The following is a 23,104-nucleotide window of genomic DNA, read 5'->3' as shown; positions in this document are numbered from 1 at the left end:
GTACTCGACCGGGGCAGGAACCGGGAAAGATATGGGTTAGTCCTGGCTCTCTACCGCAAGCAATGATCCAGGAGGCCGCGGTTTATATGAAGAGAAACTTCAGTCTGCGGCCGCAAAATGCGCCATCTGGTCGGCATGGGCCTTCACAAAGGCCGGCCGAGCCTTGGCCCGGACCACATAGTCTCGACAGACGGGATAGTCGGCCAGGCCGTCAAAGCGGTCCACCAACCGCAGAACATCCGCCATCAGGATATCGGCGACAGAAAAGGTACTGACCAGCCACTGGCACTCCGTCAACACAGCCTCCATACGCTGCAGGCGAGCCTGGAGGAACGCCTCAATATGCTGCCGCCCAGGTGTGTCGACCGTGTCACTGGAGAACTGAAAAAGCGACCAGGGCAAACTCGCTGCTTCTACCGAGTTGAGGCCCGCAAATAGCCACTGGGTCACTTCACTTCTGCCTTGCGGATCGGCTGGCATCAACGCCTCACTACGCTCAGCCAGATGCAAAAGAATGGCACCGCTTTCGAAAATAGAAAGATTCCCATCAGCCAGCCAGGGCACCTGCCCGAAGGGTTGATGGGAAAAATGCTCGGCAGTCCGGTCTCGGAACGGCACGCTCTCTACACGGTAAGGCAAACCAGCTTCTTCCAGCGCCCAGCGAATGCGCAGATCACGGACATAGCCGCGAGGAACCTCGGGCACCCAATCGAATGTGGTGAGGATCATGTGGGTCATTGGTTACTCCTGCTCCCTGCACTATCAGCTATCTGGCGTTATTCAAATTTCCAGTAGGCGATTAATATAGATGCCGAACGATTCGGCATGCACCATTAAAACCGTGTTATTTGAACACGTGCGCAATTACGTCTTTCTGGTGGCTCCCCAACACGTCGTTATTGACGATAGTCACGCGCAGCAACCCGGACTCGCGGCGTGAAATTTTTATATCCGTAAATTAGCCAGAAGCCTCAATTACCTACAACGCTAATATAGCTGAGAGACGCCCTCAGTATTTCGTGTCATGGTCTTGCTACACTGGCAGCATGATGCGTTTCTTGGCGAGTTTGCTTGCGATGTTGCTGTCGCTGCCGGTTATGGCCGAAGGCGAAGGCGAAGGCGATAATGTAACAGTGCTGGTGGTACGCCATCGCTGGCATACCGGTATTGCCTTTCCGGCGGATCGGCTATCCCCTGCCCTGGCGTTTCTTGAACCGCACTTCAGTGATCCCACGTTCTACGAGTTCGGTTGGGGGGATGATGCCTTTTACCGACAGGATGACAGCTGGTGGCTGCGGGTTCGGGCCATGCTGTGGCCAACCCGATCAGCACTTCATGTGGTGGGGCTGGAGCGACATCCCGCTGAGTTGCCGCATACAGACCTGCAGGCGCTGTGTCTGCGCGGGGAACAGCTCCGCCAGCTACAGGAAAGCCTGGCCGGTTATTTCCGGCTGGATTCACAGGGCCAGCTGCCTGCCGGTGACCCCGGACTGTACGGGGACAGCCGTTTCTTCCCCGCCGAAGGCACCTTCTGGTTCGGCAACACCTGCAATACCTGGACAGACAAACGATTGCGGGATGCTGGGCTACCGCTACGACCCCTTTTTACTGTGACTGCCGGCCAGGTGTTAAGCCAGTTGCGGGACAGTGACTTCACCGGCGCTTGTCCGCCCGTCGATTAAATTAAACAAAATGGTTGAATGTTGGATCATTCACTCCTAAATTAAACCATATGGTTAAACTTAATGATCAACATCTTGATGCCGTCTTTGCCGCCCTGGCGGACCCGACACGCCGGGCCATGTTGCAACATCTGGAGCATGGCCCCTGCAGTGTGGGGGAACTGGCAGGGCCTTTCGACATGTCCTTCGCTGGCGCCTCCAAGCATGTGAAGGTGCTGGAGAAGGCCGGACTGGTAACCCGTGAGGTGCAGGGGCGTATCCATCACTGCCACCTGAACGCCACGCCTATGGCCGAGGCAGATGCCTGGCTGCAACGCTACCGGGTGTTCTGGAACGACAAGCTGGATGCTCTGGAGCAGGCGATAAAAGACGGAGACTGACATTCACACGACAAGGAGATCTGTCATGGAATCCGATGTGCAGTTCACCAACCCCACCACTCTGACGGTGGAACGCACCCTGCCCGGCCCCATCGAGCGTGTCTGGGCCTACCTTACCGAACCGGACAAGCGAGCTCGCTGGCTGGGCGGCGGTGCGCTCGGACAGTTTGTGGGTGGCGCGGTGGAAATCCATTTCCATAACCGGGATCTGTCAGAGGACAAACAGCCTGCTCCGCCCCAGTACAAACACATCGAAAATCAGGCCGCATTATCAGGCACCATCACCCGCTTCGAGCCGCCCCATGTGCTGGCCCATACCTGGGGCGACAATGAGGGAGAAGTGACCTTTGAGCTGACGGAAAAAGGAGACCAGGTACACCTGCTGCTTACCCATCGTCGGCTACCGGAGGATATGGAAACCCGCACCAGCGTGGCAGGTGGCTGGCATACTCATCTGGGCATCCTGGTCGAGGACCTGAACGGCTTGGCCCGCAGCGCCTTCTGGCCGCGCCATACGGAGCTGCAAGCCCACTACCGCAAACAGCTCGCAGGGTAATCCTGCGGGCGCTCCGGCAAAGGGAAGGAGGCAATATTATGAGCGCGCAACTCACCCTGCAGCTAATGTTCCAGGGCCAGGCTAACCAGGCTCTCACCTTGTACGCCAAAGTAATTCCCGGTTTTACCCTGATACGCAAAGACCTCTACGGGCCCCATGGACCCGGCAAGGAAGGCAGTGTTCATGAAGCCGTGTTTGCCATTGGTGATACCACAGTGCACTGCATCGACAGCCCGGTGGATCATGCATTTGCTTTTACGCCATCCACGTCGCTGTGTTTGACCCTGGATGACAGAACAGCCGTCGAGCATGTTTTCAGCGCCCTGGCAGAAAACGGCAAGCCGCTAATGCCGCTGGATGACTATGGATTCAACCCCTGCTTTGGCTGGCTGCAAGATCGTTTCGGTGTGTCCTGGCAGATCGCAGTGAAATCAGTGTAATGCCAGGCGCTTCTGCCATAACACTCCACAGAGTACGAGCAAGGCTGAAATATGGACCAGTCATCAACGTCTTTCAGGGAGCCAGATCTTCATCGCCGCGATGACATTGAAGACTTACCCGCAGGTGTTCAGACATTCTGGATTTCAATTCCAGCCAGTCGTATTCAGCTGAAATCCCAGCGATATGCTGCATGATGAGATGATCAAATTTTCGCAGATAAAAAAAGGCCGGCAAAAGCCGGCCTTAAATACTAGGAAAGGAGCAGGACGTTAGAGTTTCACGCCCAGGTGGTCCAGCGTCTGCATGGTCAGCTGACCGGAGGCCAAATCATTGTCCTTCTGGTAAGCGACCACAGCGGCGCGGGTCTTGGAGCCGTAGACACCATCAATCCACACCGGATCATAGCCTTTATCTTCCAGGGCTTTCTGGAGGCGGCGGACCACATCCTGGGTGGTGTTGGTTTCACAGAGGATTTCGCGCCATTCCATATCGGCATCGGTGACCTTGACCTGCTTGGGCACGTCCTTGTACACGGCGGGGATAACGGTTTTCTGCTCTTTCGGCGGCTCTACCTGCTTGACCACATCAACCGTGCTGTAGACTGCCGGCACGGTGACTGTTTCGGTGCGCGCGGGCTGATCAACCACTTTCTTGGTAACGGTCTTGTACACCGCAGGAATTTTTACTTCTTCGGTACGCTCGGGTTGTACCAGTTCCTTGCGGCTAACCGTCCTGTACTCCGCAGGCACTTCTACCAGACACATGATTTCCCCGGTAGAGTCGTCGATTTTCTCGATGGGCCCACGACCTTTTTTCCAGGTGGTATAGGCAGGCTTGACCAGCACTTGCTCGGTAACGGTTTTATATTCCGCCGGCTTGGTGATCAGCTTGGTGGTGGCTTCTTTCACCAGCACTTTCTCGGTCACGGTCTTGTAGGTGGCCGGAATCACTTTCAGCTTGTCATAGGCTTCGCTGACCAGCACCTGCTCCTGGACGGTTTCATAGCTGGCAGGAGTCGTTGTGATCTTGCTGTCTTCCTGGGACACCATGACCCGCTGCATCTCGGTCTTGTAGGTTTCCGGAATGACAACTCGCGCATAACAATGGCCAGGCTTGGCGTTAGGCGGAAGGAGCTGATTCCCGGAGCTCGCGGGCGCCGGCGCAGGCTGCTGCTCACTGGAACTCAGCGCAGCACGCAGCTGCTGGTTTTCCTGTTCCAGTTGCTGCTGCTGACTTTGCAGCGACTGATATTCGGCACTTTCCTGAACGGTCTGGTTGCTGGCACAACCGGTGGCAAGAGCGGCAATAATAGCCGGCAACATGAGACGATTAAGTTTCATAGTCTGTTCCCTTTTGACAGGCTTCCTTGATTTCATCAGGGACAAACAATGCGCAATTAAAATGACAGAAACAGTTACAAAGATGTAATTTTACAAAAAACCTTTTTGAAAATTATTTTTGCGGATTTCATTTGTAAAATAGTAAGCAAAAAACTTTTTATCTTTAAAAAACTTTTTGCTTACTGGCAGTAAAAAAACACAACAGCCATGCACGGGTGTGCCAACTATTTTCTACCGCCACCGTGCTCCAGAACATCTTCCACGTAGGCACGCTCTTCATTCAGGTCATCACTGACCACCGGCGCAGCCGGCAGAACCTGATTCAGAATCACCGCTACCAGTCCACACAGGCTGACCCCCTGCAAAGTGAAATCGCCATTGCCCATCACCATACCGCCGATACCGAAAATCAGCGTCACCGCGACGATAACCAGATTGCGCTGAGCATTGAGATCCACCTGCGCCTTGATCAATGTGCTCATGCCTACACTGGCGATGGAACCAAACATGAGAATCAGAATGCCACCCATGACCGGGGTAGGAATGCTCTGCAGCAACAAACCGAATTTGCCGATAAACGCCAGGCTGATGGCAAATAACGCAGTCCAGGTCATCACCACCGGGTTGAACACTTTCGTCAGCATCACCGCTCCGGTGACTTCCGAGTAAGTGGTATTAGGCGGGCCACCGAACAAGGCGGCCGCCATGCTGGCGATACCGTCGCCGGTGAGGGTGCGATGCAGGCCGGGTTTGCGGAGGTAATCCTTGCCGGTGACGCTGCTGATCGCCAGTACGTCACCCACATGCTCGATGGCCGGTGCCAGAGCCACAGGTACCATGAACAGGATCGCCTGCCACTGGAAGCTGGGCGCCACGAAGTCCGGCATAGCCAACCAGCCAGCCTGTTCTACCGCAGTAAAATCCACCATCCCCATCAGCAAGGCTGCCAGGTAACCACTAACCACACCGCAAAGAATCGGCAACAAGCGGAACAGGCCATGCCCCAAGGTTGCCACCAGCATGGTGGCCAACAGGGCCACCATGGACACCAGCAGCGCCTCGCCGTAGGGGAAAAGCCGCTCGGCACCATTGCCGGTCATGCCCATGGCGAAGTTCACCGCTGTGGGCGCCAGACTCAACCCGATCACCATAATGATGGGGCCGGTGACCACTGGCGGCATCAGCCGGTGCAGGAAGCCGGGTCCACGCCATTTCACCAGTGCTCCCAGCACCACATAGACCACGGCGGTACACAACAGCGCCCCCATGGTGGCAGAGACGCCCCACTGTTCGACACCGTGAGCAATAGGCGCCACAAACACAAAGGATGAGGCCAGGAACACCGGTACCGAACGGCGGGTAATCCACTGGAACAGCAGCGTGCCAAGACCGGCGGTAAACAGGGCGACACTGGGGTCCAGCCCGGTGATCAGCGGCATCAGCACCATGGCGCCGAAGGCCACGAACAGCATCTGCGCACCGATAAGGATAATTTTCCAGTTCCAGAATCCGGGCTGTTGCATGCCGGAGGCTCCTGTTTTGGCAGAAAGAGGATTAGCGGGTGCCGAAAATCTTGTCCCCGGCGTCGCCCAGGCCGGGGATGATATAGCCATCTTCATTGAGCCCCTGGTCCACCGAGGCGGTGTAAATCGCCACATCCGGGTGGGCAGCCTTTACCTTTTCAATGCCTTCCGGCGCCGCCACCAGCACCAGGGCACGGATCTGTTGGCAACCCGCCTTTTTCAGCATGTCGATGCAGGCGACCAGGGAGCCACCGGTGGCCAGCATGGGGTCCACCACTAGTGCCAGGCGTTCATCAATATCGTGGGCCAGCTTTTCAAAGTAGGCCACCGGCTCCAGAGTTTCCTCGTTGCGGTAGACCCCTACTACGCTGACCTTGGCGCTGGGGATGAGCTCCAACACTCCGTCGAGCATGCCGATGCCGGCACGCAGGATCGGCACCACCGTGACTTTCTTGCCTTTGATGCGCTGGGCCGGCGCCGGGCCCATCCAGGTGTCCACCTGATAATCCTCCAGCTCCAGATCGCTAGTGGCTTCATAGGTCAGCAGGCTGCCCACTTCTGCGGTGAGCTGGCGAAAACTGCGAGTGGACAGGCTTTGTTGGCGCAACAGGCCCAGCTTGTGTTTGACCAGAGGGTGGGTGATTTCGTGGACGGACATGGACACGCTCCTTGGCACCGGGTGGCGAAATACAGATGGCCAATATTGTGCCGTTTACGCGGCAAAAGTCACTGCCGTGCACCTGTCACTGTTCTCGGGACCACAGCGGTGGTAGCGTCAGAAAGTAAAAAGGAGAACCCGTGAGCAAAACCCTCGACGAGTTGTCAAAACAGGCGTTCGTATATGAATGTGCCAGCCGCGCCCTCGCGGCCAGTTTTTCCAACCCTGCAGCCAAGCCTTCTGTTGCCAGCATGGTGCGGGATGCGGAGAAGCTGTGGGACGAGTTGCAGGAATGGCAAACCCGACAGGAGTCAGAGTCATGAAACGTATCAGCCTGGGCCTACTAATGCTGCTGAGCATTCTCGCCACCCCACTTTGGGCGGCCGACAGTATCAGCATCAACGAGCTCAAACAGGCCATGCAGGCCGACCGGGCCCCCATCATCATTGATGTCCGTGACGAGGATGAGTACCTGGCCGGCCACATTCCCGGCGCCATCATGGTGCCGGCCAAGCAGATGGAGCAGCACCTGGATATGCTCAAGCAATACCGCAAGCAGGAAATCGTGCTGTACTGCGTATCCGGACGCCGCGCCAGCGCCGCTGCCACCGTGCTGGAGGACGCCGGTTTCAAGAAGGTGCGGCTGCTGGAGGGCAACTATCCCGGCTGGAGCGAAGCCCAATAACCCGCCCGGGAGCCCACCACGGGCTCCCTAACTCATTGACCATAAAGCCATTATCCTTACGCCTTCGGCTACGACTTTCCGCCATTAGCCGGGACCGCCTCGCATTGCTATAATCCGCGCCCACCACCAACCCTGTTTGAGAAGGATAGATCATGGATTTTGCTAAGGTTCCCGCCGGGAAAGAGATTCCGGAAGACATCTACGTGGTCATCGAGATCCCGGCCAACGCTGACCCGATCAAGTACGAGATCGACAAAGACAGCAACGCCGTATTCGTGGACCGCTTCATGGCAACCCCCATGTTCTATCCGGCCAACTATGGCTACATCCCCAACACCCTGTCCGAAGATGGCGACCCGCTGGACGTGCTGGTTGTGACCCCCTACCCGGTGGTTCCCGGCTCCGTGATCCGCTGCCGTCCCGTCGGCATCCTGAACATGACCGACGAAGCCGGTAAAGATGCCAAGCTGGTTGCCGTGCCGCATACCAAGCTGACCAAGATCTACGACAACGTGAAAGAGATCAACGATCTGCCCGAGCTGCTGCTGGCCCAGATCAAGCACTTCTTCGAGCACTACAAAGAGCTGGAAGCTGGCAAGTGGGTGAAGGTCGATGGCTGGGACGGCGCCGAAGCCGCCAAGGCCGAGATCCTGAAGTCTGTGGAAGCCTACGAAAAAGGGTAAGGCAAGCCACAAGCTTCAAGCTGCAACGCGAGATAGTGTCGTGGAGCAGCAAGCAAAGAGGCCGCGCCCAGATAATGGGCGCGGCCTTTTTTTCAGCTGCCTTGATAACCCCTGGCAGGCTCCGTGCGCGGGCACAGCGGAGCACTCCTCTCCAGCCCTTCCCGTGGCTTCTAGCTCTTAGCTTGTAGCTTGAAGCTTGTTGTTATCTCTGCTCCCGGTAGGCTCGCGGCGTCACCCCACTCCAGCGCTTGAACGCCTTGGAGAAGTTGGCCACATCGCTATACCCCAAGGAATAAGCCACCTCGCTGATGCTGTTATCCGGCTTCGCCAGCAGACGCTGCGCCTGACGATAACGCTCCTGATCCTGGAGTTGCCGGTAGCTGAGCCCGGATTGTTGCAGATGGCGCTTGAGGGTACGGGGTGACACCGACAGCTTTTCCGCCATGGCTTCCAGAGACAACAACGGCGCCGGCCGATCCTGCAGGGCACTACGGATACGCTCTGCCATAACGCCGTCTTCGTCGGTACGCCACTGACGGAACTCCAGCTCACACTGCTCCCTTGCCAGCGCCGCCACCTGCGGATCAGCCAGACGGGGGCGGGCAGCCAGTGCTGTCAGCGGAAATACCAGAGCGTCCTCATCCTGATCGAACAGAACCGGCACCCCCACCTCTTTTTTGAGCGTCGACAGATAGGCCGGCGCACTGCCCCGGCGGCGAATCTCCAGCCCTTCCGGCGGTGCATCCAATAACTGTTCGATCATGAACACCAATCCCACCAGCATGGCTTCGATAACAAAATCATGGGCCACACCCAGCGAAGCCGTACTGCGAAGTCGCAGATGGGCCAACTCGCCAAGACGACACTGATCAATCACCAGGAAAGGCGCCCGCAGACCGAGGAAGCGGCAAGCCGCATCCAGGGCATCCTGGGCGCTGGCGCTGGACAAGGCCAGCAGGCCAACCGGGCCATGCAGGGTGATGCTCATGGCCCGGGCATAACGGAACCCCAGCCCCTGCTCGCCGACCATGGCCACACCCCGCTCGGCCACGGTCTGGGCCAGGGACATGGATACCCGCCGGTCCGGAGCCAGTAACTCGTCGCGGCTCACCCCCTGCCCCGCCAGCAGAGACGGGGCATCCAGCCCCATGCCCGCCAGCACGTCATAGAGCAATACCACGTAAATACCCGGTATCCCGGCACTTCCCCAGGGACGGCCCGAACTCACCATTTGTTGGCCCTCCACGACAAGACCTTGACTGCAAGACTGAGCATAGTAGTTGTCATTGAACGATGTCATCAATGGCATTTGTACCAGGAGACACTGATGAATCTGAAGCTGGTGAAAAAAAAGCAGCGCCCTTCTGTGCCCATTATCCCCCGTCGCATGGGGTTTTCCTTCGACGGCATACAGCACGATGATTACTGGTTCGATAACGATCCGGTACTGACCCATCTGCTGAACATCCTGTCACTGACCTTTCCTGAGGGCGAGCGTTTCTTCGTGGATTCTGTTCGGGCCCTGCGTGACCAAGTAGAGGATAAGGATCGCCAGAAAGATATTTCCGGCTTTATTGGCCAGGAAGCCATGCACTCCCTGGAGCATCAGGCATTCAACGACCTGATTGCTGACGGCAAGTATGACGACATCGTTGCCCATGCCCTTGGCGTCACCAACAAGCTGTTGGCCGGTGCCCGCAAGTACATGAGCAAACGTCAGCAGCTGGCAGCTACCGCAGGCCTGGAGCACTTTACCGCCATTCTTGCCGACGCCATCCTGCGCCGCCCGGAGTTGCTGGAAAAGATGGACCCGGCAGTGCGTGACCTGTGGGTGTGGCACGCCATCGAAGAAACCGAACACAAGGCCGTCGCCTACGACTTGTACATGGATGTCAGCGGCAACTACCTGGAGCGCCAGCGACTGTTCCTCTCCAGCACCGCCTACCTGATCGGCTTCTCCAGCTACTTCACCTGGCAGATGCTCAAGCGCGACAATGCCCACCGCAAGCCCCTCACCCTGGCCAAAGGACTGTGGAAAGGGTTCGGCTACAAAGGCGTGATCAGCAGCATCATACCTGCCTGGTTCAGCTACCTGAAACCCGGCTTTCATCCCTGGGATGATGACAACAGCGCACTCATTGAAAAATGGCGAGCAAGCCTGCCACAGCCCAAGGAAAAGAACGCGGCGTGATTTAAGTTAACAGTTAATAGTGAATAGTTAACAGCTACGCGAACAATATTTGTTGTGTCTGAAACGCAAGAGGCCGCGCCCACAGGTTGGGCGCGGCCTCTTTGCTTTGGATAACCGCTAACGCTTTCCGCGCCGCTGTTAACTATTCACTATTAACTGTTAACTGCCTTCCTCACCCTTCCTGCAACAGTTTCCGCAGATCCACCAGTGCCGCATTGGCCCGCGACACATAGTTGGCCATCACCAGGGAATGGTTGGCCAGCATGCCAAAACCATCGCCGTTGAGAATCAGCGGACTCCACAGGGTTTCCTGGGTGGCTTCCAGTTCGCGCACCATCTGGCGGAAGCTGACGGTGGCGTTCTTTTTCCGTAACACCTCGGCGAAATCCACCTCGGCGGCTCGCATCAACTGGGTCAGCGCCCAGGTTGCGCCCCGTGCTTCGTAAAACGCATCGTCGATCTTCAACCAGGGCGTTTTCACAAAGTCTTCCTTATTACCTGGCTTGGCAACGGACTCGGCACTGCCCACATCCATGTTCAGCTCACTGCGCCCCACACTCTGGCTCAGTTTCAGGCTCAGGGAACCCAGCCGGCTCTGCACTTCGTTGAGCCAGTAATTGAGGTTATCCGCCCGGGCATAGAATTTGCCGTCGCCTTCGTTGGCATCGGTAAGGCGATCCAGGTAGCTCTGCAGCGCCTTGATACCCCGGCGGTATTCACTTTCCGTGGCCGGCATGGCCCAGCTTTGCGCATCAAAGTTGAATTGAGGCTCGGCAATGGCCAGATCGCGGTCTTCCTGACTCTGGGACTGGGAGCGGCTCATATCCCGACGCAGCACCCGGGTAAAATCACGCACCTGCACCAGTACGCCGTATTCCCAGGCTGGCATGTTATCCATCCACAGACGGTGGGGCAGGATATCGTTACTGAGATAGCCTCCCGGCTTGGACAGCAAGGTGTCGGAAACGAAGATAAGTTCACGGGCAATGGTTTCCCCGGCGACCGCGTTCTCTCGACTGGGCAATTCACGCAGATCAGGCTCCTGGCTCCAGTACCAGCTCAGCAGAACATCCACCAGCAGTAGTAGCCCCAGCAACCACAGAATCCCTTTCCAAATCCGGTTATGGCGGGGGTCGAGCATGGCGTCACCCATTTTTTCGCTGAATTTTTCGTTACTCATGATCACTCCCAAGATCCATCTGCGAATCACTATACAATAGGCCGACGGTGAAAACTCAAATCTCCAGCAGGCTGTTGAAAAGCCTGCTACGCCCGGCCAGAAATATGCACCGCCCGGGTCGACACCCTTTGCCTTCTGCCCGCCCACTGGCGAGAATAGCGGCCCGACGCCACTGCGCTGCCGGGCTTTGCGGGTTACAGCCAATGAAACTTCCCGCCCTTTTGTGCATCGAAGCAGTGGCCATCATAGGAGACAGGCATGCGATCAGCTTGGCAACCGCTACTTTTCATTATTGCGCTTTTCCCGGTGTGGGCGGGTGCCAGTGATCTGTTCGGGGACGCCCCTTTACCCACCGTGGACGAAGCCATCCAGCTTGTCACTGATGCAGACTGGGACAACCAGCAACTGCTGCTGGATTTCGAGCTGATCGATGACGTTTACCTCTATCAGCACCGTTTCGGCTTCAGCCTGCGTGACCAGAACGGCAACGTGCTGGAGGATTTCGCTGACTATGCCCTGCCCCCCGGCAAGGACAAGACCGACGAGATTTTCGGGGATGTGGAGGTGTATTACGACCGTCTCTCCCTGACCTTGCCGGTTAACAGCGTGCCGCTGGTGGCGACCGAGCTGGAGGTGCGCTATCAGGGCTGTATCGAGGACACCCTGTGCTACCCGCCCACCAAAAAAGTCATCCCGCTGGCCAACCCGTCACCAGCAAAAAAGTCTCCGGCCGCGACCGCGGCCACTCCCCCTGAGTCCGCCAGCCCCCGCGATGATGACGGCGGCTTTCTCAGCACCCTGCAATCCGAAGACGCCAATGCCTTTAACCGGTGGATGACCGACCGCTCTCTGGGCCTGATTATCGGCCTGTTCTTCGTGGGCGGCCTGCTGCTGGCGTTCACGCCTTGTGTCTTCCCCATGGTGCCGATCCTCTCCGGGATCATCGCCGGCGAAAAGGAGCCCAGTGCCAGTCGCGGCTTTGTGCTTAGCACCAGTTATGTGCTGGGCATGGCGGTGCCCTATACCCTGGCCGGGCTGCTGGTGGCGGTATTTGGGGCCGGCTTGAACCTTCAGGTCCTGCTGCAACAACCGGCGGCCATCATTACCTCCACGGTGATCTTCGTGTTGCTGGCGCTGTCCATGTTTGGTCTCTACGAGCTGCAACTGCCCGCCTTTCTGCGTAACAAGCTGCACCAGCCCGGCGACAGCAAGCGCGGCAGCCTGTTCGGTGCCGCTATCATGGGCACCATCTCCGCCCTGGTGGTGTCTCCCTGTGTCACCCCGATTCTGGCCGGCGCACTGATCTATGTAGCCGCCAGCGGTGATGCCCTCACCGGAGCGGCGTCCCTGTTCGCCCTGTCCATGGGTATGGGCCTGCCACTGATCATCTTTGGCACCGGCGGCGGCAGCCTGCTGCCCCGGGCCGGAATGTGGATGGAAGAAATCAAACGCTTCTTCGGCGTGGTCATGCTCGGGGTGGCCATCTGGCTGCTGGATCGCATCATCAGCGGCACCATTACCCTGGGCCTTTACGGCTTGCTTCTGGCGGTCTACGGCGTGCAGCTCGGCGCCCTGGAAGCCGCCGGCGAGGGGCTCGCCCGGCTCAAGCGCGGCATTGCCCTGGTGCTGGCCCTGTATGGCTCGGTGATGATTGTCGGCGCGCTCAGTGGCGGTGACGATCCACTGCAACCCCTGGCCCCGATGACGCAATCGGCACCGGCAGCTGCCACTGCCAACACCCCGGGGGATCATGGCCCCTGGCAAACCATCCTGGGCCGCGACAATCTCAACGCCGCCCTGGCCGATTCCCGCCAGGCAGGCAACCCGGTGCTGGTGGATTTCTTTGCCGAGTGGTGCGTGGCCTGCAAGGTACTGGAGGAAACCACCCTCAGCGACCCGCAGGTACTCGCCGCCATGAAAGACTTCGATCTTTATCGGGTGGATATTACCGAGATCAGTGCGGACAGCCAGGCGATCATGGAGCAATACAACATCCTCGGCCTGCCGGCGCTGGTGTTCTTTACCCCCGCAGGCACGGAGCTGCCTGAATCGCGGGTACTGGGGGAAATGAAACCGGAACGGTTTCTGGAGCACCTGAACAAGCGTGTCATGCCGGGGCTGTAACAGGATCGCTCTACGTAGCCGCTGTAGGAGCGGCGCTCTCCCGCCCGAACAAAAATCGTGAAACAGTACCGATTGCACGGCATCTTCCGGTAACTTGTAACGAATGTTGTAAAACCCTTTTTTCTGTCATGATTTCCCCCTAATATTGCACAAGTGCCAGAAACGCCGGGATAACCGGTGCTTTTCCTGCACGTTCACGGCAAATAACGACAAATTCCCCAGGGGGACCTGTTTTGGCTTCCATTCTGGTCTTACACGGCCCAAACCTGAACCTGCTCGGCACCCGCGAGCCGGACAAGTACGGCCATACCACCCTGGCCGATATCAACCAGCAATTGCAGGCCCAGGCCGGCGATGCAGGCCACCACCTGCAGCATCTGCAAAGCAACGCGGAATACGAGCTGGTTGAACGGATCCACGATGCCCGCACCGAAGGCATCGACTTCATCATCATCAATCCGGCGGCATTCACCCATACCAGCGTGGCCCTGCGTGACGCCCTGCTGGCGGTGGACATCCCCTTTATCGAGGTGCACTTGTCGAACGTGCATGCCCGGGAAAGTTTCCGCCATCATTCCTATTTTTCCGATATTGCCCGGGGCGTGATCTGCGGGCTCGGCGCAACTGGCTACCCGCTGGCGCTGACCGCCGCCCTTGAACAACTGGATGGTTAATACATGGATATTCGCAAGGTAAAGAAACTGATTGAGCTGCTGGAGGAATCCGGCATTGAAGAGCTGGAGATCTGTGAGGGAGAAGAGTCCGTGCGCATCAGTCGCGGCTCGCGTCACCCTGCAGCGCCGGCCCATTACTATGCCGCCCCACAGGCCGCCGCGCCCGCTCCGGCTCCTGCCCCTGCTGCCGCTGCTGAAACACCGGCACCGGCTGACAACACCCCCAGCGGTCATCTGGTGCGCTCGCCCATGGTTGGCACTTTCTATCGCTCACCGTCACCGGGAGCCTCGTCCTTTGTCGAGGTAGGCAAGAAAGTCCAGGCTGGTGACGTACTGTGCATCGTCGAAGCCATGAAGATGATGAACCAGATCGAAGCGGACAAATCCGGCACCATTGATGCCATCCTTGTGGAAGACGGCGAACCGGTTGAGTTCGATCAGCCTCTGTTCTCCATCGTTTAACGGAGGCATCTCATGCTGGAAAAGGTTGTCATTGCCAACCGCGGCGAAATCGCCCTGCGCATCCTGCGCGCTTGCAAGGAGCTGGGCATTCGCACCGTGGCGGTTTATTCCAAGGCGGACCGGGATCTGATGCACGTGCGACTGGCCGACGAAGCGGTCTGCATCGGCCCGGCCTCGTCCACCGAGTCCTACCTGAACATCCCGGCGATCATCAGTGCGGCGGAAGTGACCGACGCCGATGGCATTCACCCCGGTTACGGCTTCCTCGCCGAAAACGCGGATTTTGCCGAAAGCGTGGAACGCTCCGGCTTCACCTTTATCGGCCCCAAGGCGGACACCATTCGCCTGATGGGCAACAAGGTGGCCGCCATTGAGGCCATGAAAAAGGCCGGCGTTCCCACCGTACCCGGCTCCGACGGCCCCCTGGGTGACGACGGCGATGCGTCACTGGCCATGGCCGAGAAGATCGGCTACCCGGTGATCATCAAGGCCGCCGCCGGCGGCGGTGGCCGTGGCATGCGCGTAGTGGAAGAAGCCAAGCACCTGCTCAACGCCATCACCCTGACCCGCTCCGAAGCCAAGAACGCCTTCGGCGACGCCACTGTCTACATGGAAAAATTCCTGCAGAAGCCCCGTCACGTGGAAGTGCAGGTACTGGCAGACGGCGCCGGCCACGCCATTCATCTGGGCGACCGGGACTGCTCCCTGCAACGTCGTCACCAGAAAGTGGTGGAAGAAGCACCGGCGCCTGGCATTCCCCAGCACCTGAAAGACGAAGTGGCCGAGCGTTGCGTCAACGCCTGCAAGGAAATCAATTATCGGGGTGCCGGCACCTTCGAGTTCCTCTACGAAAATGAAGGTTTCTACTTCATTGAGATGAACACCCGCGTGCAGGTGGAACACCCGGTCACCGAAATGATCACCGGTGTGGACATCGTCAAGGAACAGCTGCGTATCGCCAGCGACGAAGGCCTGCAATTGCAGCAGTCCGACGTAACGTTCCTGGGCCATGCCATCGAGGTGCGTATCAACGCCGAAGACCCGGTGCGCTTCACACCCTGCCCCGGCAAGATCACCTATTTCCATGCCCCTGGCGGTAATGGCGTGCGGGTAGATTCCCATATCTACAGCGGCTACACCGTGCCCCCCTATTACGACTCCCTGATCGGCAAGCTGATCACCTGGGGCGAAAATCGCGAGATCGCCTTCGCCCGCATGAAAAATGCGCTGGACGAAATCGTGGTGGAAGGCATCAAGACCAATGTGGAGCTGCACCGCAACAAGATCTTCAAGGACAAGGCCTTTATTGCCGGCGGGGTGGATATCCACCACCTGGAGAAAAAACTGGGAAGCAGTGAATAGTTAACAATGAACAGTGAATAGCTCGCGTTCACCGTTAGCTGTTATATTACCCCCTGAGGCCGCGCCCATACCCTGTGCGCGGCCTCATGCGTTCTGAATAACGACCGCATCTCTCGCGCAGCTATTCACTGTTAACTGTTCACTATTAACTAGAGCGAAGCGACAACATGGCCTGGCTCCAGCTACACCTTGCCACCACCGAAGCCCACGCCGATGCCTTTCAGTCCGCACTGGAAGATATGGGAGCTTGTGCGGTCACCCTGACTGATGGCGCCGATCAGCCGGTGTTTGAACCGCCTCCCGGTGCCCGCCCGCTGTGGCAAAACATCGTGGTCAGCGCCCTGTTCGATGCGGACCGTGACCCGGCATTGATCCTCGCCGCCCTGCAACAACAGGGGCTGGACGCCCAGGCACACCACCACGAAACACTGGATGACCAGGTCTGGGAACGGGCCTGGATGGATGACTTCGCCCCCATGCGCTTTGGCGAACGGCTGTGGATCGTCCCCAGCTGGAGCGAGTCACCGGATCCGCAGGCAGTGAACCTGAAGTTGGACCCGGGGCTGGCCTTCGGCACCGGCACCCACGAAACCACGGCATTGTGCCTGGAATGGCTGGATCGGGCCGACCTGCACGGCAAGACGGTGCTGGATTTCGGCTGTGGCTCCGGGGTGCTGGCCATTGCTGCCCTGCTGCTGGGCGCCGGCAATGCCACCGGCACCGACATCGACCCCCAGGCACTCACCGCCAGCGAGGATAATGCCCGCAATAACGGTGTGGCCGACGGGCTCAGCCTCTACCTGCCGGAAAATCTGCCGGCGGATTACCGCTGTGATGTACTGGTCGCCAATATCCTGGCCGGCCCCCTGGTGGAACTGGCCGACCAGCTTGCCGGTTATTGTCGCGCCGGGGCCAGCCTTGCCCTGTCCGGCATTCTTGCCGAGCAGGCAGAATCGGTACGCAGCGCCTATGCCCCCTGGTTCGACCTGAACCCCACCACCCAACAGGGCGACTGGGTGCGAATTGACGGGGTGCGCCGTAACACCTGAATTCATTGATTCAGGTAAAACTGAGTGACAGGTCCTTGCGGCCTGTCCTGCTTTTTCTGTAAAACATACCTGACTCATCTGCACGCGTTTTCTGGATTCCAGGGCTGCGTAAAGTGTTCCGTGAAAGCCCGGTGCGTGTAGCGTGTTGCGTCTCGTCCAATAACAATCAGGCGAAAGCCATGGCCGCCCAATACAAGACCCGCTGCCCGCACTGTGCAGCCCAGTTCAAGATTACCGAAGAACACCTGAAGCAGGCCCGCGGCGCGGTTCGCTGCGGCTCATGCCTGCAGATTTTTCAGGCCAGTGACTACCTGATTGATCCGCCCCCCGCCCAGGAAGAACCCGCCGGCGACCGCTGGGCCGGAGCCCTGGAAAGCGAAAGCGCCAGCGTGCCGGATAGTGACGAACAAACCTTCGGCGATGACGATGACGGCGCCTCCTCGGGCTCCAGCATCGAGGGCATGGAGCTGAGCGACTCTTTCATCAATCTGGATGAAGATGCCGCCGACTCCGGTCTCGGCGAAGACTTCTCCGATATGCAGGGCGCCGGTCGCGCCAGCCACAACGAGAATGCCGACGAGGCCTGGGCCGAAGCCCTGCTCAAGGAACTGGAAGACGACGAGGACCAGCCAGCAAAGCAGGAAGCCCGTCAGCCCGCCAGCTTTGGCCCCCGGGAAAGCCAGGCAGACAAACGCAAAGCGCCTTCACCGCCGCCAGAGACCAAAAAGAAACCGGCCCCCAAACCACCCAAGGATGACGACGAAGACGATTTCTTCGGCGGCCTGGACCTGTTTGGTGACGACCTGACCGAGGAGCCGGTGCCGCTGTCCCGGCCGGTACGCGAACGCGACGCCCCCTTCCGCCAACAGCGCGACTGGGGCGGCCTGCTCAAGTGGAGCGGCCTGTCCGTGCTGGCCCTGGTGGTATTGGTAGGGCAATACGCCTACTTCAATTTCGACGACCTGGCCCGCAGCCCGCAATGGCGGCCGCTCTACCAACAGGCCTGCGGCGTGCTTGGCTGTCGGCTACCCAACCGCACCGACATCAGCAAGCTGCGCGGCGCCAACCTGGTAGTGCGTAGCCACCCGGATTACGCCAACGCCCTGATCGTGGATGCCATCCTGTTCAATGAAGCCCGCTACCCGCAACCCTTTCCGGAGCTGGAACTGAGCTTCAGTGCCCTCAACGGCAATCCGGTAGCCAGCCGTCGCTTCAGCCCGGCGGAATACCTGCGTGGCGACCTGACCAACCTGGAGGCCATGCCGGTGAACACCCCGCTGCACATCTCCCTGGAAATCGTCGATCCTGGCGAGCAGGCGGTAAACTATAACCTGCGTCTGCTGCCGGCGGTGGAGACTCAGGAACGGGTGAGCCAGCGCTAACGCCCCTGTGCCGTCTGCCGCAGGAACAGCGTGTAACAAGGTACGGGTGGCGAAAGGCCAGGGTGACTTTTCGGCACCCGTGCCTCACTGCTCAGTAGCCAGCAACCATCGAAATAGCAGCACCGCATGTAATCCTGGGTGGAATCGCGCATTTTTTACCCTGCGCCCTTTCATCCCCGCGTTCCGCTCACTATCATTAGCCCCCCTTTGACACATGCCATCCCGACCCTATGCAGATCGGCCCATATACCTTGCCCAATTCGCTGATTCTGGCCCCCATGGCCGGCGTCACGGATCGCCCTTTCCGGCGTTTGTGCCGGGATCTGGGCGCAGGTCTGCTGGTATCGGAAATGGTGACCTCGGACACCCGTCTGTGGAACTCTCGAAAGTCACGCCAACGGCTTGATCACAGTGGTGAACCCGGCCCGGTGTCGGTACAGATTGCCGGCGGCGAGCCGACAATGCTGGCCGATGCGGCCCGCGCCAATGTGGATCATGGCGCCCAGATCATTGATATCAATATGGGCTGCCCGGCAAAGAAAGTGTGCAAACGCGCCGCAGGCTCTGCCCTGCTGGCTGACCCGGACCTGGTGGCCCGCATCCTGGATGCCGTCGTCGCTGCCGTGGACGTCCCGGTGACCCTGAAGATTCGAACCGGGCCCGATCGCGACCATCGCAATGCGTTGGAGATCGCCCGTATCGCGGAAGCGGCGGGCATTCAGGCCCTGGCCATCCATGGCCGCACCCGTGCCGACAAGTTCAACGGTGACGCCGAGTACGCCTCCATCGCCCAGGTGGTGGCCGCGGTGAATATTCCGGTTATGGCTAACGGTGACGTGGATAGCCCGGAAAAAGCTAAACGGGTACTGGAATCCACCGGCGCGGGTGGTATCATGATCGGCCGCGCTGCACAGGGGAACCCGTGGATCTTCCGGGATACCCTGCATTACCTCGAGCACGGCTCGCTACCCGCAGCGCCGTTCGTAACGGAAGTCCACGATTGTGTGCAACAGCACCTCGCCGAACTCCACCAGTTCTACGGAGAGTTCATGGGAGTGCGTATCGCACGCAAGCATCTGGGCTGGTATACGCAAAACCTGCCCGGAGGGGAAGACTTCCGGCGCGGATTTAACACACTGGAAAATGCCGCCGATCAACGGCTGGCAATCGAGCAGTTTTTCCAACAGATAAACGCCACGACCGACCGGGTACGATTCGGTTGTTATGGCGAGGTGTCTGCCCGGAAGAAAAACGGAGCCTTGGCCGCATGACCCTTTCTTCAGTTAACACAGCCGCTGCACGGACACTTACTGAAATGAACACCGCAGAAGCACGAAAGCCGCACCTGACCATTGCGCGCAGCGAAACCCACGACACTCTGCGCAATTGTGTGCGACGTTCGTTAAACGATTATTTCAACCAGCTGGACGGTGAGGCCGTAAGCGAACTCTACCCGATGGTACTGGCGGAAATGGAAATCCCGCTGCTTGAGAAAGTGCTCGAGTACACCCGCGGCAACCAGACCAAGGCCGCCGAGCTGCTGGGCCTGAACCGCGGCACCCTGCGCAAGAAGCTCAAGCAGTACGGTCTGCTCTAAGCACGACCACAGCGATAAAGGGCAGTCCTTACTGCCCTTTTTTTGTTTTTAAATGAACCACTTATCCCAGAACGCAACTTGGTGAAATCCCATGAGCAACGCGGTTGAACGTGCACTGATCAGTGTTTCCGACAAGACAGGTATCGTCGAATTTGCAAAGGCCCTGGCCGAGCAAGGCGTGGAAATTCTTTCCACCGGCGGCACCTACAAGAAACTGCAGGACGAAGGCATCGCCGTGCGCGAAGTCTCCGACTACACCGGTTTCCCGGAAATGATGGCCGGCCGGGTGAAAACCCTGCACCCGAAAGTGCACGGTGGCATCCTTGGCCGTCGCGGCCAGGACGAACAGGTCATGGCCGACAACGACATCAGCCGCATTGATCTGGTGGTAGTCAATCTCTACCCGTTCGAAGCCACCGTGGCCAACCCGGATTGCTCACTGGAAGACGCCATCGAGAACATCGATATCGGCGGTCCGACCATGGTGCGTTCTGCCGCCAAGAACAACGCCAGCGTGGGCATTGTCACCAATGCCAGCGACTACCAGCGTGTTCTCGACGACATGGCCGCCCACAACGGCGCCCTGTCCGACACCCTGCGTTTCGACCTGGCTATCAAGGCGTTCGAACACACCGCCGCCTATGACAGCGCCATTGCCAACTACTTTGGCAAGAAAGTCGGAGAGAACAATCAGGACTTCCCCCGCACCATCAACCTGAATTTCGAGAAAACCCAGAACATGCGCTACGGCGAGAACCCGCACCAGAAAGCGGCCTTCTACACCGAGCGCACCCCGGCCGCGGCCTCCATCGCCACCGCCAAACAGCTGCAGGGCAAAGAACTGAGCTACAACAACATTGCCGACACCGACGCGGCGCTGGAATGCGTCAAAGGCTTCACCAAGCCCGCCTGCGTGATCGTCAAACATGCCAACCCGTGCGGCGTGGCAGTGAGCCTGGACGGCATCGGCAAGGCCTATGACCTGGCCTTCGAAACCGATACCGAATCCGCCTTCGGCGGCATCATCGCCTTCAATCGCGAGCTGGATGCGGCCACTGCCCAGGCTATCGTCGATCGCCAGTTTGTGGAAGTGATCATCGCGCCGTCTGCCACTGACGAAGCCCTGGCCATCACCGCCGCCAAGAAGAACGTGCGTGTGCTGGTATGTGGCGAGATCAAGGGAGCGGCAGCGCAAGGCCTGGACTACAAGCGCGTGAATGGCGGCCTGCTGGTGCAGGACCGTGACATCGGCATGATCACCGAAGGCGAGCTGAAAGTGGTCACCAAGCGCGCCCCCACCGAAGCGGAGATGCACGACCTGATCTTCGCCTGGAAAGTGGCCAAGTTCGTCAAATCCAACGCCATCGTCTATGCCAAGAACCGCCAGACCGTGGGCGTGGGCGCCGGCCAGATGAGCCGCGTCAACTCCGCCCGCATTGCCGCCATCAAGGCCGAGCATGCCGGCCTGCAGGTAGAAGGCTCCGTCATGGCATCCGACGCCTTCTTCCCGTTCCGCGACGGCATCGACAATGCCGCCAAGGTCGGCATCAGCTGCGTGATCCAGCCGGGCGGTTCGATCCGCGACGAAGAAGTGATTGCCGCTGCCGACGAAGCCGGCATGGCCATGGTCTTCACCGGCATGCGCCATTTCCGTCACTAACAGCATCTCTCTGTAGGAGCGGCGCTCGAGCCGCGAAGCTGCTTGCGACAACGATTCGCGGCTCAAGCGCCACTCCTACGGCGAACCTGAAAGGGTTGAGGTAGACATGAAAGTTCTGATCATTGGCGGCGGTGGCCGCGAGCATGCACTGGCCTGGAAAGTGGCACAGGCGGAACAGGTTGAGAAAGTGTTCGTGGCCCCCGGCAATGCCGGTACCGCCCGGGAAGCCAAGCTGGAAAACGTGGCCATCGATGTACTGGACCAGCCCGCTCTGCTGGCCTTTGCCAAGGACAACGGCATCGACCTGACCATCGTCGGCCCGGAAGCGCCGCTGGTGGAAGGGCTGGTGGACAACTTCCAGGCCAATGGCCTGAAGTGTTTCGGCCCCAGCAAGGCCGCCGCCCAGCTGGAAGGCTCAAAAGCCTTCACCAAGGATTTCCTGGCCCGCCAGAACATTCCTACCGGCGCCTACGGCAACTTCACCGATATGGACGAGGCCCTGGCCTATGTCCGTGAACAGGGCGCCCCCATCGTCATCAAGGCCGACGGCCTGGCGGCGGGCAAAGGCGTAATTGTCGCCATGACCCTGCAGGACGCAGAAGACGCCGTGCGCGACATGCTGGACGGCAATAAATTCGGCGACGCCGGCCACCGCGTGGTGGTGGAGGAATTCCTGGAAGGCGAGGAAGCCAGCTTTATCGTCATGGTGGACGGCAAGAACGTGCTGCCCATGGCCACCAGCCAGGACCACAAACGCGTGGGCGACGGCGATACCGGCCCCAACACCGGCGGCATGGGTGCCTACTCCCCGGCGCCGGTGGTCACCGATGCAGTCTACCAGCGCATCATGGACGAGGTGATCACCCCCACCGTGGAAGGCATGGCCGCCGAGGGTATGCCCTACACCGGCTTCCTTTACGCCGGGCTAATGATCAACCCGGATGGCGCCCCCAAGGTCATCGAGTACAACTGCCGCTTCGGCGACCCGGAAACCCAGCCGATCATGATGCGCCTGCAATCCGATCTAGCTGCCCTGTGCCTGGCGGCCCTGGACGGCAAGCTGGACCAGACCTCAATCCAGTGGGACCCGCGCCCCACCCTGGGCGTGGTGATGGCCGCCGGCGGCTACCCGGACAGCTACGACAAGGGTGACGTCATTGAGGGCCTGGATCAGGCCGATTCCGACACCGTTAAGGTATTCCATGCCGGTACCGCGCAGAAAGACGGCCAGGTAGTGACCAGCGGCGGCCGCGTTCTCTGCGTCACCGGAGTTGGCGATACCGTCAGCGAAGCCCAGACCAACGCCTACGCCGGTGTGAAGCAGGTCACATGGCGCGGTGCCTATCACCGCACCGACATCGGTTACCGTGCAGTGGCCCGCGAAAAGTCATAAAGTAGTAGCAACTAAGAAGTAAGGGTGAGCCCGGCAGGGCTCACCCACCAACGCTGCACGTTTATCGACCGCTGGGGGTTAG

Annotated in this window: 24 protein-coding genes; 18 read left to right on the top strand and 6 right to left on the bottom strand. The window is 59.1% G+C overall.

Annotated elements, in window-relative coordinates; all coding sequences use genetic code 11:
• Positions 1 to 99: 99 nt before the first annotated feature.
• Positions 100 to 738: a glutathione S-transferase family protein gene (locus tag ACMG4N_RS06645; RefSeq protein ID WP_297770345.1), complete on the bottom strand. Its 639-nt coding sequence runs from the start codon at positions 736 to 738 to the stop codon at positions 100 to 102.
• Positions 739 to 1,058: 320 nt separating this feature from the next.
• On the opposite strand from ACMG4N_RS06645, the gene ACMG4N_RS06640 reads away from it, so the two are divergent.
• The 4 genes from ACMG4N_RS06640 to ACMG4N_RS06625 are packed head-to-tail and all read left to right on the top strand — an operon-like array spanning position 1,059 to position 3,058.
• On the top strand, positions 1,059 to 1,682 hold the full coding sequence (locus ACMG4N_RS06640) for a DUF2459 domain-containing protein (RefSeq protein ID WP_297770342.1): 624 nt from the start codon (positions 1,059 to 1,061) through the stop codon (positions 1,680 to 1,682).
• A gap of 50 nt (positions 1,683 to 1,732) precedes the next feature.
• Positions 1,733 to 2,062, top strand: coding sequence for an ArsR/SmtB family transcription factor (locus ACMG4N_RS06635; RefSeq protein WP_297770339.1), 330 nt, complete (start codon positions 1,733 to 1,735; stop codon positions 2,060 to 2,062).
• Between the two features lie 25 nt (positions 2,063 to 2,087).
• A complete protein-coding gene (locus ACMG4N_RS06630) occupies positions 2,088 to 2,618 on the top strand; it encodes an SRPBCC family protein (RefSeq protein ID WP_297770336.1) in 531 nt (176 codons plus the stop codon).
• 38 nt (positions 2,619 to 2,656) lie between these two features.
• Complete coding sequence (locus ACMG4N_RS06625) at positions 2,657 to 3,058, top strand: VOC family protein (protein WP_297770333.1); 402 nt, start codon at positions 2,657 to 2,659, stop codon at positions 3,056 to 3,058.
• Positions 3,059 to 3,328: 270 nt separating this feature from the next.
• Here ACMG4N_RS06625 and ACMG4N_RS06620 read toward each other — a convergent pair whose 3' ends face one another.
• The 3 genes from ACMG4N_RS06620 to upp form a co-directional block, all read right to left on the bottom strand.
• Positions 3,329 to 4,399 (bottom strand): peptidoglycan-binding domain-containing protein, encoded by a 1,071-nt coding sequence (locus ACMG4N_RS06620; RefSeq protein ID WP_297770330.1) that lies wholly within the window; start codon positions 4,397 to 4,399, stop codon positions 3,329 to 3,331.
• Positions 4,400 to 4,623: 224 nt separating this feature from the next.
• A complete protein-coding gene (locus ACMG4N_RS06615) occupies positions 4,624 to 5,922 on the bottom strand; it encodes a uracil-xanthine permease family protein (RefSeq protein ID WP_297770327.1) in 1,299 nt (432 codons plus the stop codon).
• A gap of 31 nt (positions 5,923 to 5,953) precedes the next feature.
• Positions 5,954 to 6,580: a uracil phosphoribosyltransferase gene (gene upp / locus ACMG4N_RS06610; RefSeq protein WP_297770324.1), complete on the bottom strand. Its 627-nt coding sequence runs from the start codon at positions 6,578 to 6,580 to the stop codon at positions 5,954 to 5,956.
• Positions 6,581 to 6,720: 140 nt separating this feature from the next.
• On the opposite strand from upp, the gene ACMG4N_RS06605 reads away from it, so the two are divergent.
• From ACMG4N_RS06605 to ppa, 3 genes are all read left to right on the top strand, one after another.
• Positions 6,721 to 6,903 carry a hypothetical protein gene (locus ACMG4N_RS06605; RefSeq protein ID WP_290509341.1) on the top strand — a complete coding sequence of 61 codons (183 nt, stop codon included), beginning with the start codon at positions 6,721 to 6,723 and terminating at the stop codon, positions 6,901 to 6,903.
• The gene (locus ACMG4N_RS06600; protein ID WP_297770318.1) at positions 6,900 to 7,265 is read left to right on the top strand and encodes a rhodanese-like domain-containing protein; all 366 of its coding nucleotides are present in this window, start codon (positions 6,900 to 6,902) and stop codon (positions 7,263 to 7,265) included. Before ACMG4N_RS06605 ends, ACMG4N_RS06600 begins: the two co-directional genes overlap by 4 nt.
• Before the next feature lie 152 nt (positions 7,266 to 7,417).
• Complete coding sequence (gene ppa / locus ACMG4N_RS06595) at positions 7,418 to 7,948, top strand: inorganic diphosphatase (RefSeq protein WP_297770315.1); 531 nt, start codon at positions 7,418 to 7,420, stop codon at positions 7,946 to 7,948.
• 202 nt (positions 7,949 to 8,150) lie between these two features.
• Here the strand turns inward: ppa and ACMG4N_RS06590 are convergent, their stop codons facing one another.
• On the bottom strand, positions 8,151 to 9,179 hold the full coding sequence (locus tag ACMG4N_RS06590) for a helix-turn-helix domain-containing protein (protein WP_297770312.1): 1,029 nt from the start codon (positions 9,177 to 9,179) through the stop codon (positions 8,151 to 8,153).
• A gap of 96 nt (positions 9,180 to 9,275) precedes the next feature.
• Here ACMG4N_RS06590 and ACMG4N_RS06585 point away from each other — a divergent pair, with 96 nt between their 5' ends.
• Entirely contained in the window at positions 9,276 to 10,139 is an 864-nt protein-coding gene (locus ACMG4N_RS06585; protein ID WP_297770309.1) for a metal-dependent hydrolase, read from the top strand.
• A gap of 172 nt (positions 10,140 to 10,311) precedes the next feature.
• Here the strand turns inward: ACMG4N_RS06585 and ACMG4N_RS06580 are convergent, their stop codons facing one another.
• Positions 10,312 to 11,319: a DUF2333 family protein gene (locus ACMG4N_RS06580; RefSeq protein WP_297770305.1), complete on the bottom strand. Its 1,008-nt coding sequence runs from the start codon at positions 11,317 to 11,319 to the stop codon at positions 10,312 to 10,314.
• Between the two features lie 258 nt (positions 11,320 to 11,577).
• Here ACMG4N_RS06580 and dsbD point away from each other — a divergent pair, with 258 nt between their 5' ends.
• The 10 genes from dsbD (at position 11,578) to purD (ending at position 23,022) form a co-directional block, all read left to right on the top strand.
• Positions 11,578 to 13,443, top strand: coding sequence for a protein-disulfide reductase DsbD (gene dsbD / locus ACMG4N_RS06575; protein WP_297770302.1), 1,866 nt, complete (start codon positions 11,578 to 11,580; stop codon positions 13,441 to 13,443).
• A 233-nt stretch (positions 13,444 to 13,676) separates the two neighbouring features.
• Positions 13,677 to 14,117 carry a type II 3-dehydroquinate dehydratase gene (gene aroQ, locus ACMG4N_RS06570; RefSeq protein ID WP_297770299.1) on the top strand — a complete coding sequence of 147 codons (441 nt, stop codon included), beginning with the start codon at positions 13,677 to 13,679 and terminating at the stop codon, positions 14,115 to 14,117.
• Between the two features lie 3 nt (positions 14,118 to 14,120).
• Entirely contained in the window at positions 14,121 to 14,579 is a 459-nt protein-coding gene (gene accB, locus ACMG4N_RS06565) for an acetyl-CoA carboxylase biotin carboxyl carrier protein (RefSeq protein WP_297770296.1), read from the top strand.
• Positions 14,580 to 14,591: 12 nt separating this feature from the next.
• On the top strand, positions 14,592 to 15,941 hold the full coding sequence (accC, locus tag ACMG4N_RS06560; RefSeq protein WP_297770293.1) for an acetyl-CoA carboxylase biotin carboxylase subunit: 1,350 nt from the start codon (positions 14,592 to 14,594) through the stop codon (positions 15,939 to 15,941).
• Positions 15,942 to 16,108: 167 nt separating this feature from the next.
• The gene (gene prmA, locus ACMG4N_RS06555) at positions 16,109 to 16,990 is read left to right on the top strand and encodes a 50S ribosomal protein L11 methyltransferase (protein WP_297770290.1); all 882 of its coding nucleotides are present in this window, start codon (positions 16,109 to 16,111) and stop codon (positions 16,988 to 16,990) included.
• A 179-nt stretch (positions 16,991 to 17,169) separates the two neighbouring features.
• Complete coding sequence (locus ACMG4N_RS06550; protein WP_297770287.1) at positions 17,170 to 18,372, top strand: zinc-ribbon and DUF3426 domain-containing protein; 1,203 nt, start codon at positions 17,170 to 17,172, stop codon at positions 18,370 to 18,372.
• A 230-nt stretch (positions 18,373 to 18,602) separates the two neighbouring features.
• On the top strand, positions 18,603 to 19,643 hold the full coding sequence (gene dusB / locus ACMG4N_RS06545) for a tRNA dihydrouridine synthase DusB (RefSeq protein WP_297770285.1): 1,041 nt from the start codon (positions 18,603 to 18,605) through the stop codon (positions 19,641 to 19,643).
• A gap of 44 nt (positions 19,644 to 19,687) precedes the next feature.
• Positions 19,688 to 19,969 carry a DNA-binding transcriptional regulator Fis gene (gene fis, locus ACMG4N_RS06540; RefSeq protein ID WP_035250194.1) on the top strand — a complete coding sequence of 94 codons (282 nt, stop codon included), beginning with the start codon at positions 19,688 to 19,690 and terminating at the stop codon, positions 19,967 to 19,969.
• A 91-nt stretch (positions 19,970 to 20,060) separates the two neighbouring features.
• Entirely contained in the window at positions 20,061 to 21,629 is a 1,569-nt protein-coding gene (purH, locus tag ACMG4N_RS06535; RefSeq protein ID WP_297770281.1) for a bifunctional phosphoribosylaminoimidazolecarboxamide formyltransferase/IMP cyclohydrolase, read from the top strand.
• A gap of 106 nt (positions 21,630 to 21,735) precedes the next feature.
• On the top strand, positions 21,736 to 23,022 hold the full coding sequence (purD, locus tag ACMG4N_RS06530) for a phosphoribosylamine--glycine ligase (RefSeq protein ID WP_297770278.1): 1,287 nt from the start codon (positions 21,736 to 21,738) through the stop codon (positions 23,020 to 23,022).
• The last annotated feature ends 82 nt before the right edge of the window (positions 23,023 to 23,104 follow it).

The sequence above is a fragment of the Alcanivorax sp. IL2 genome, from assembly GCF_047495475.1.
GTDB lineage: Bacteria > Pseudomonadota > Gammaproteobacteria > Pseudomonadales > Alcanivoracaceae > Alcanivorax.
This window is presented reverse-complemented; position numbering and strand designations above follow the sequence as displayed.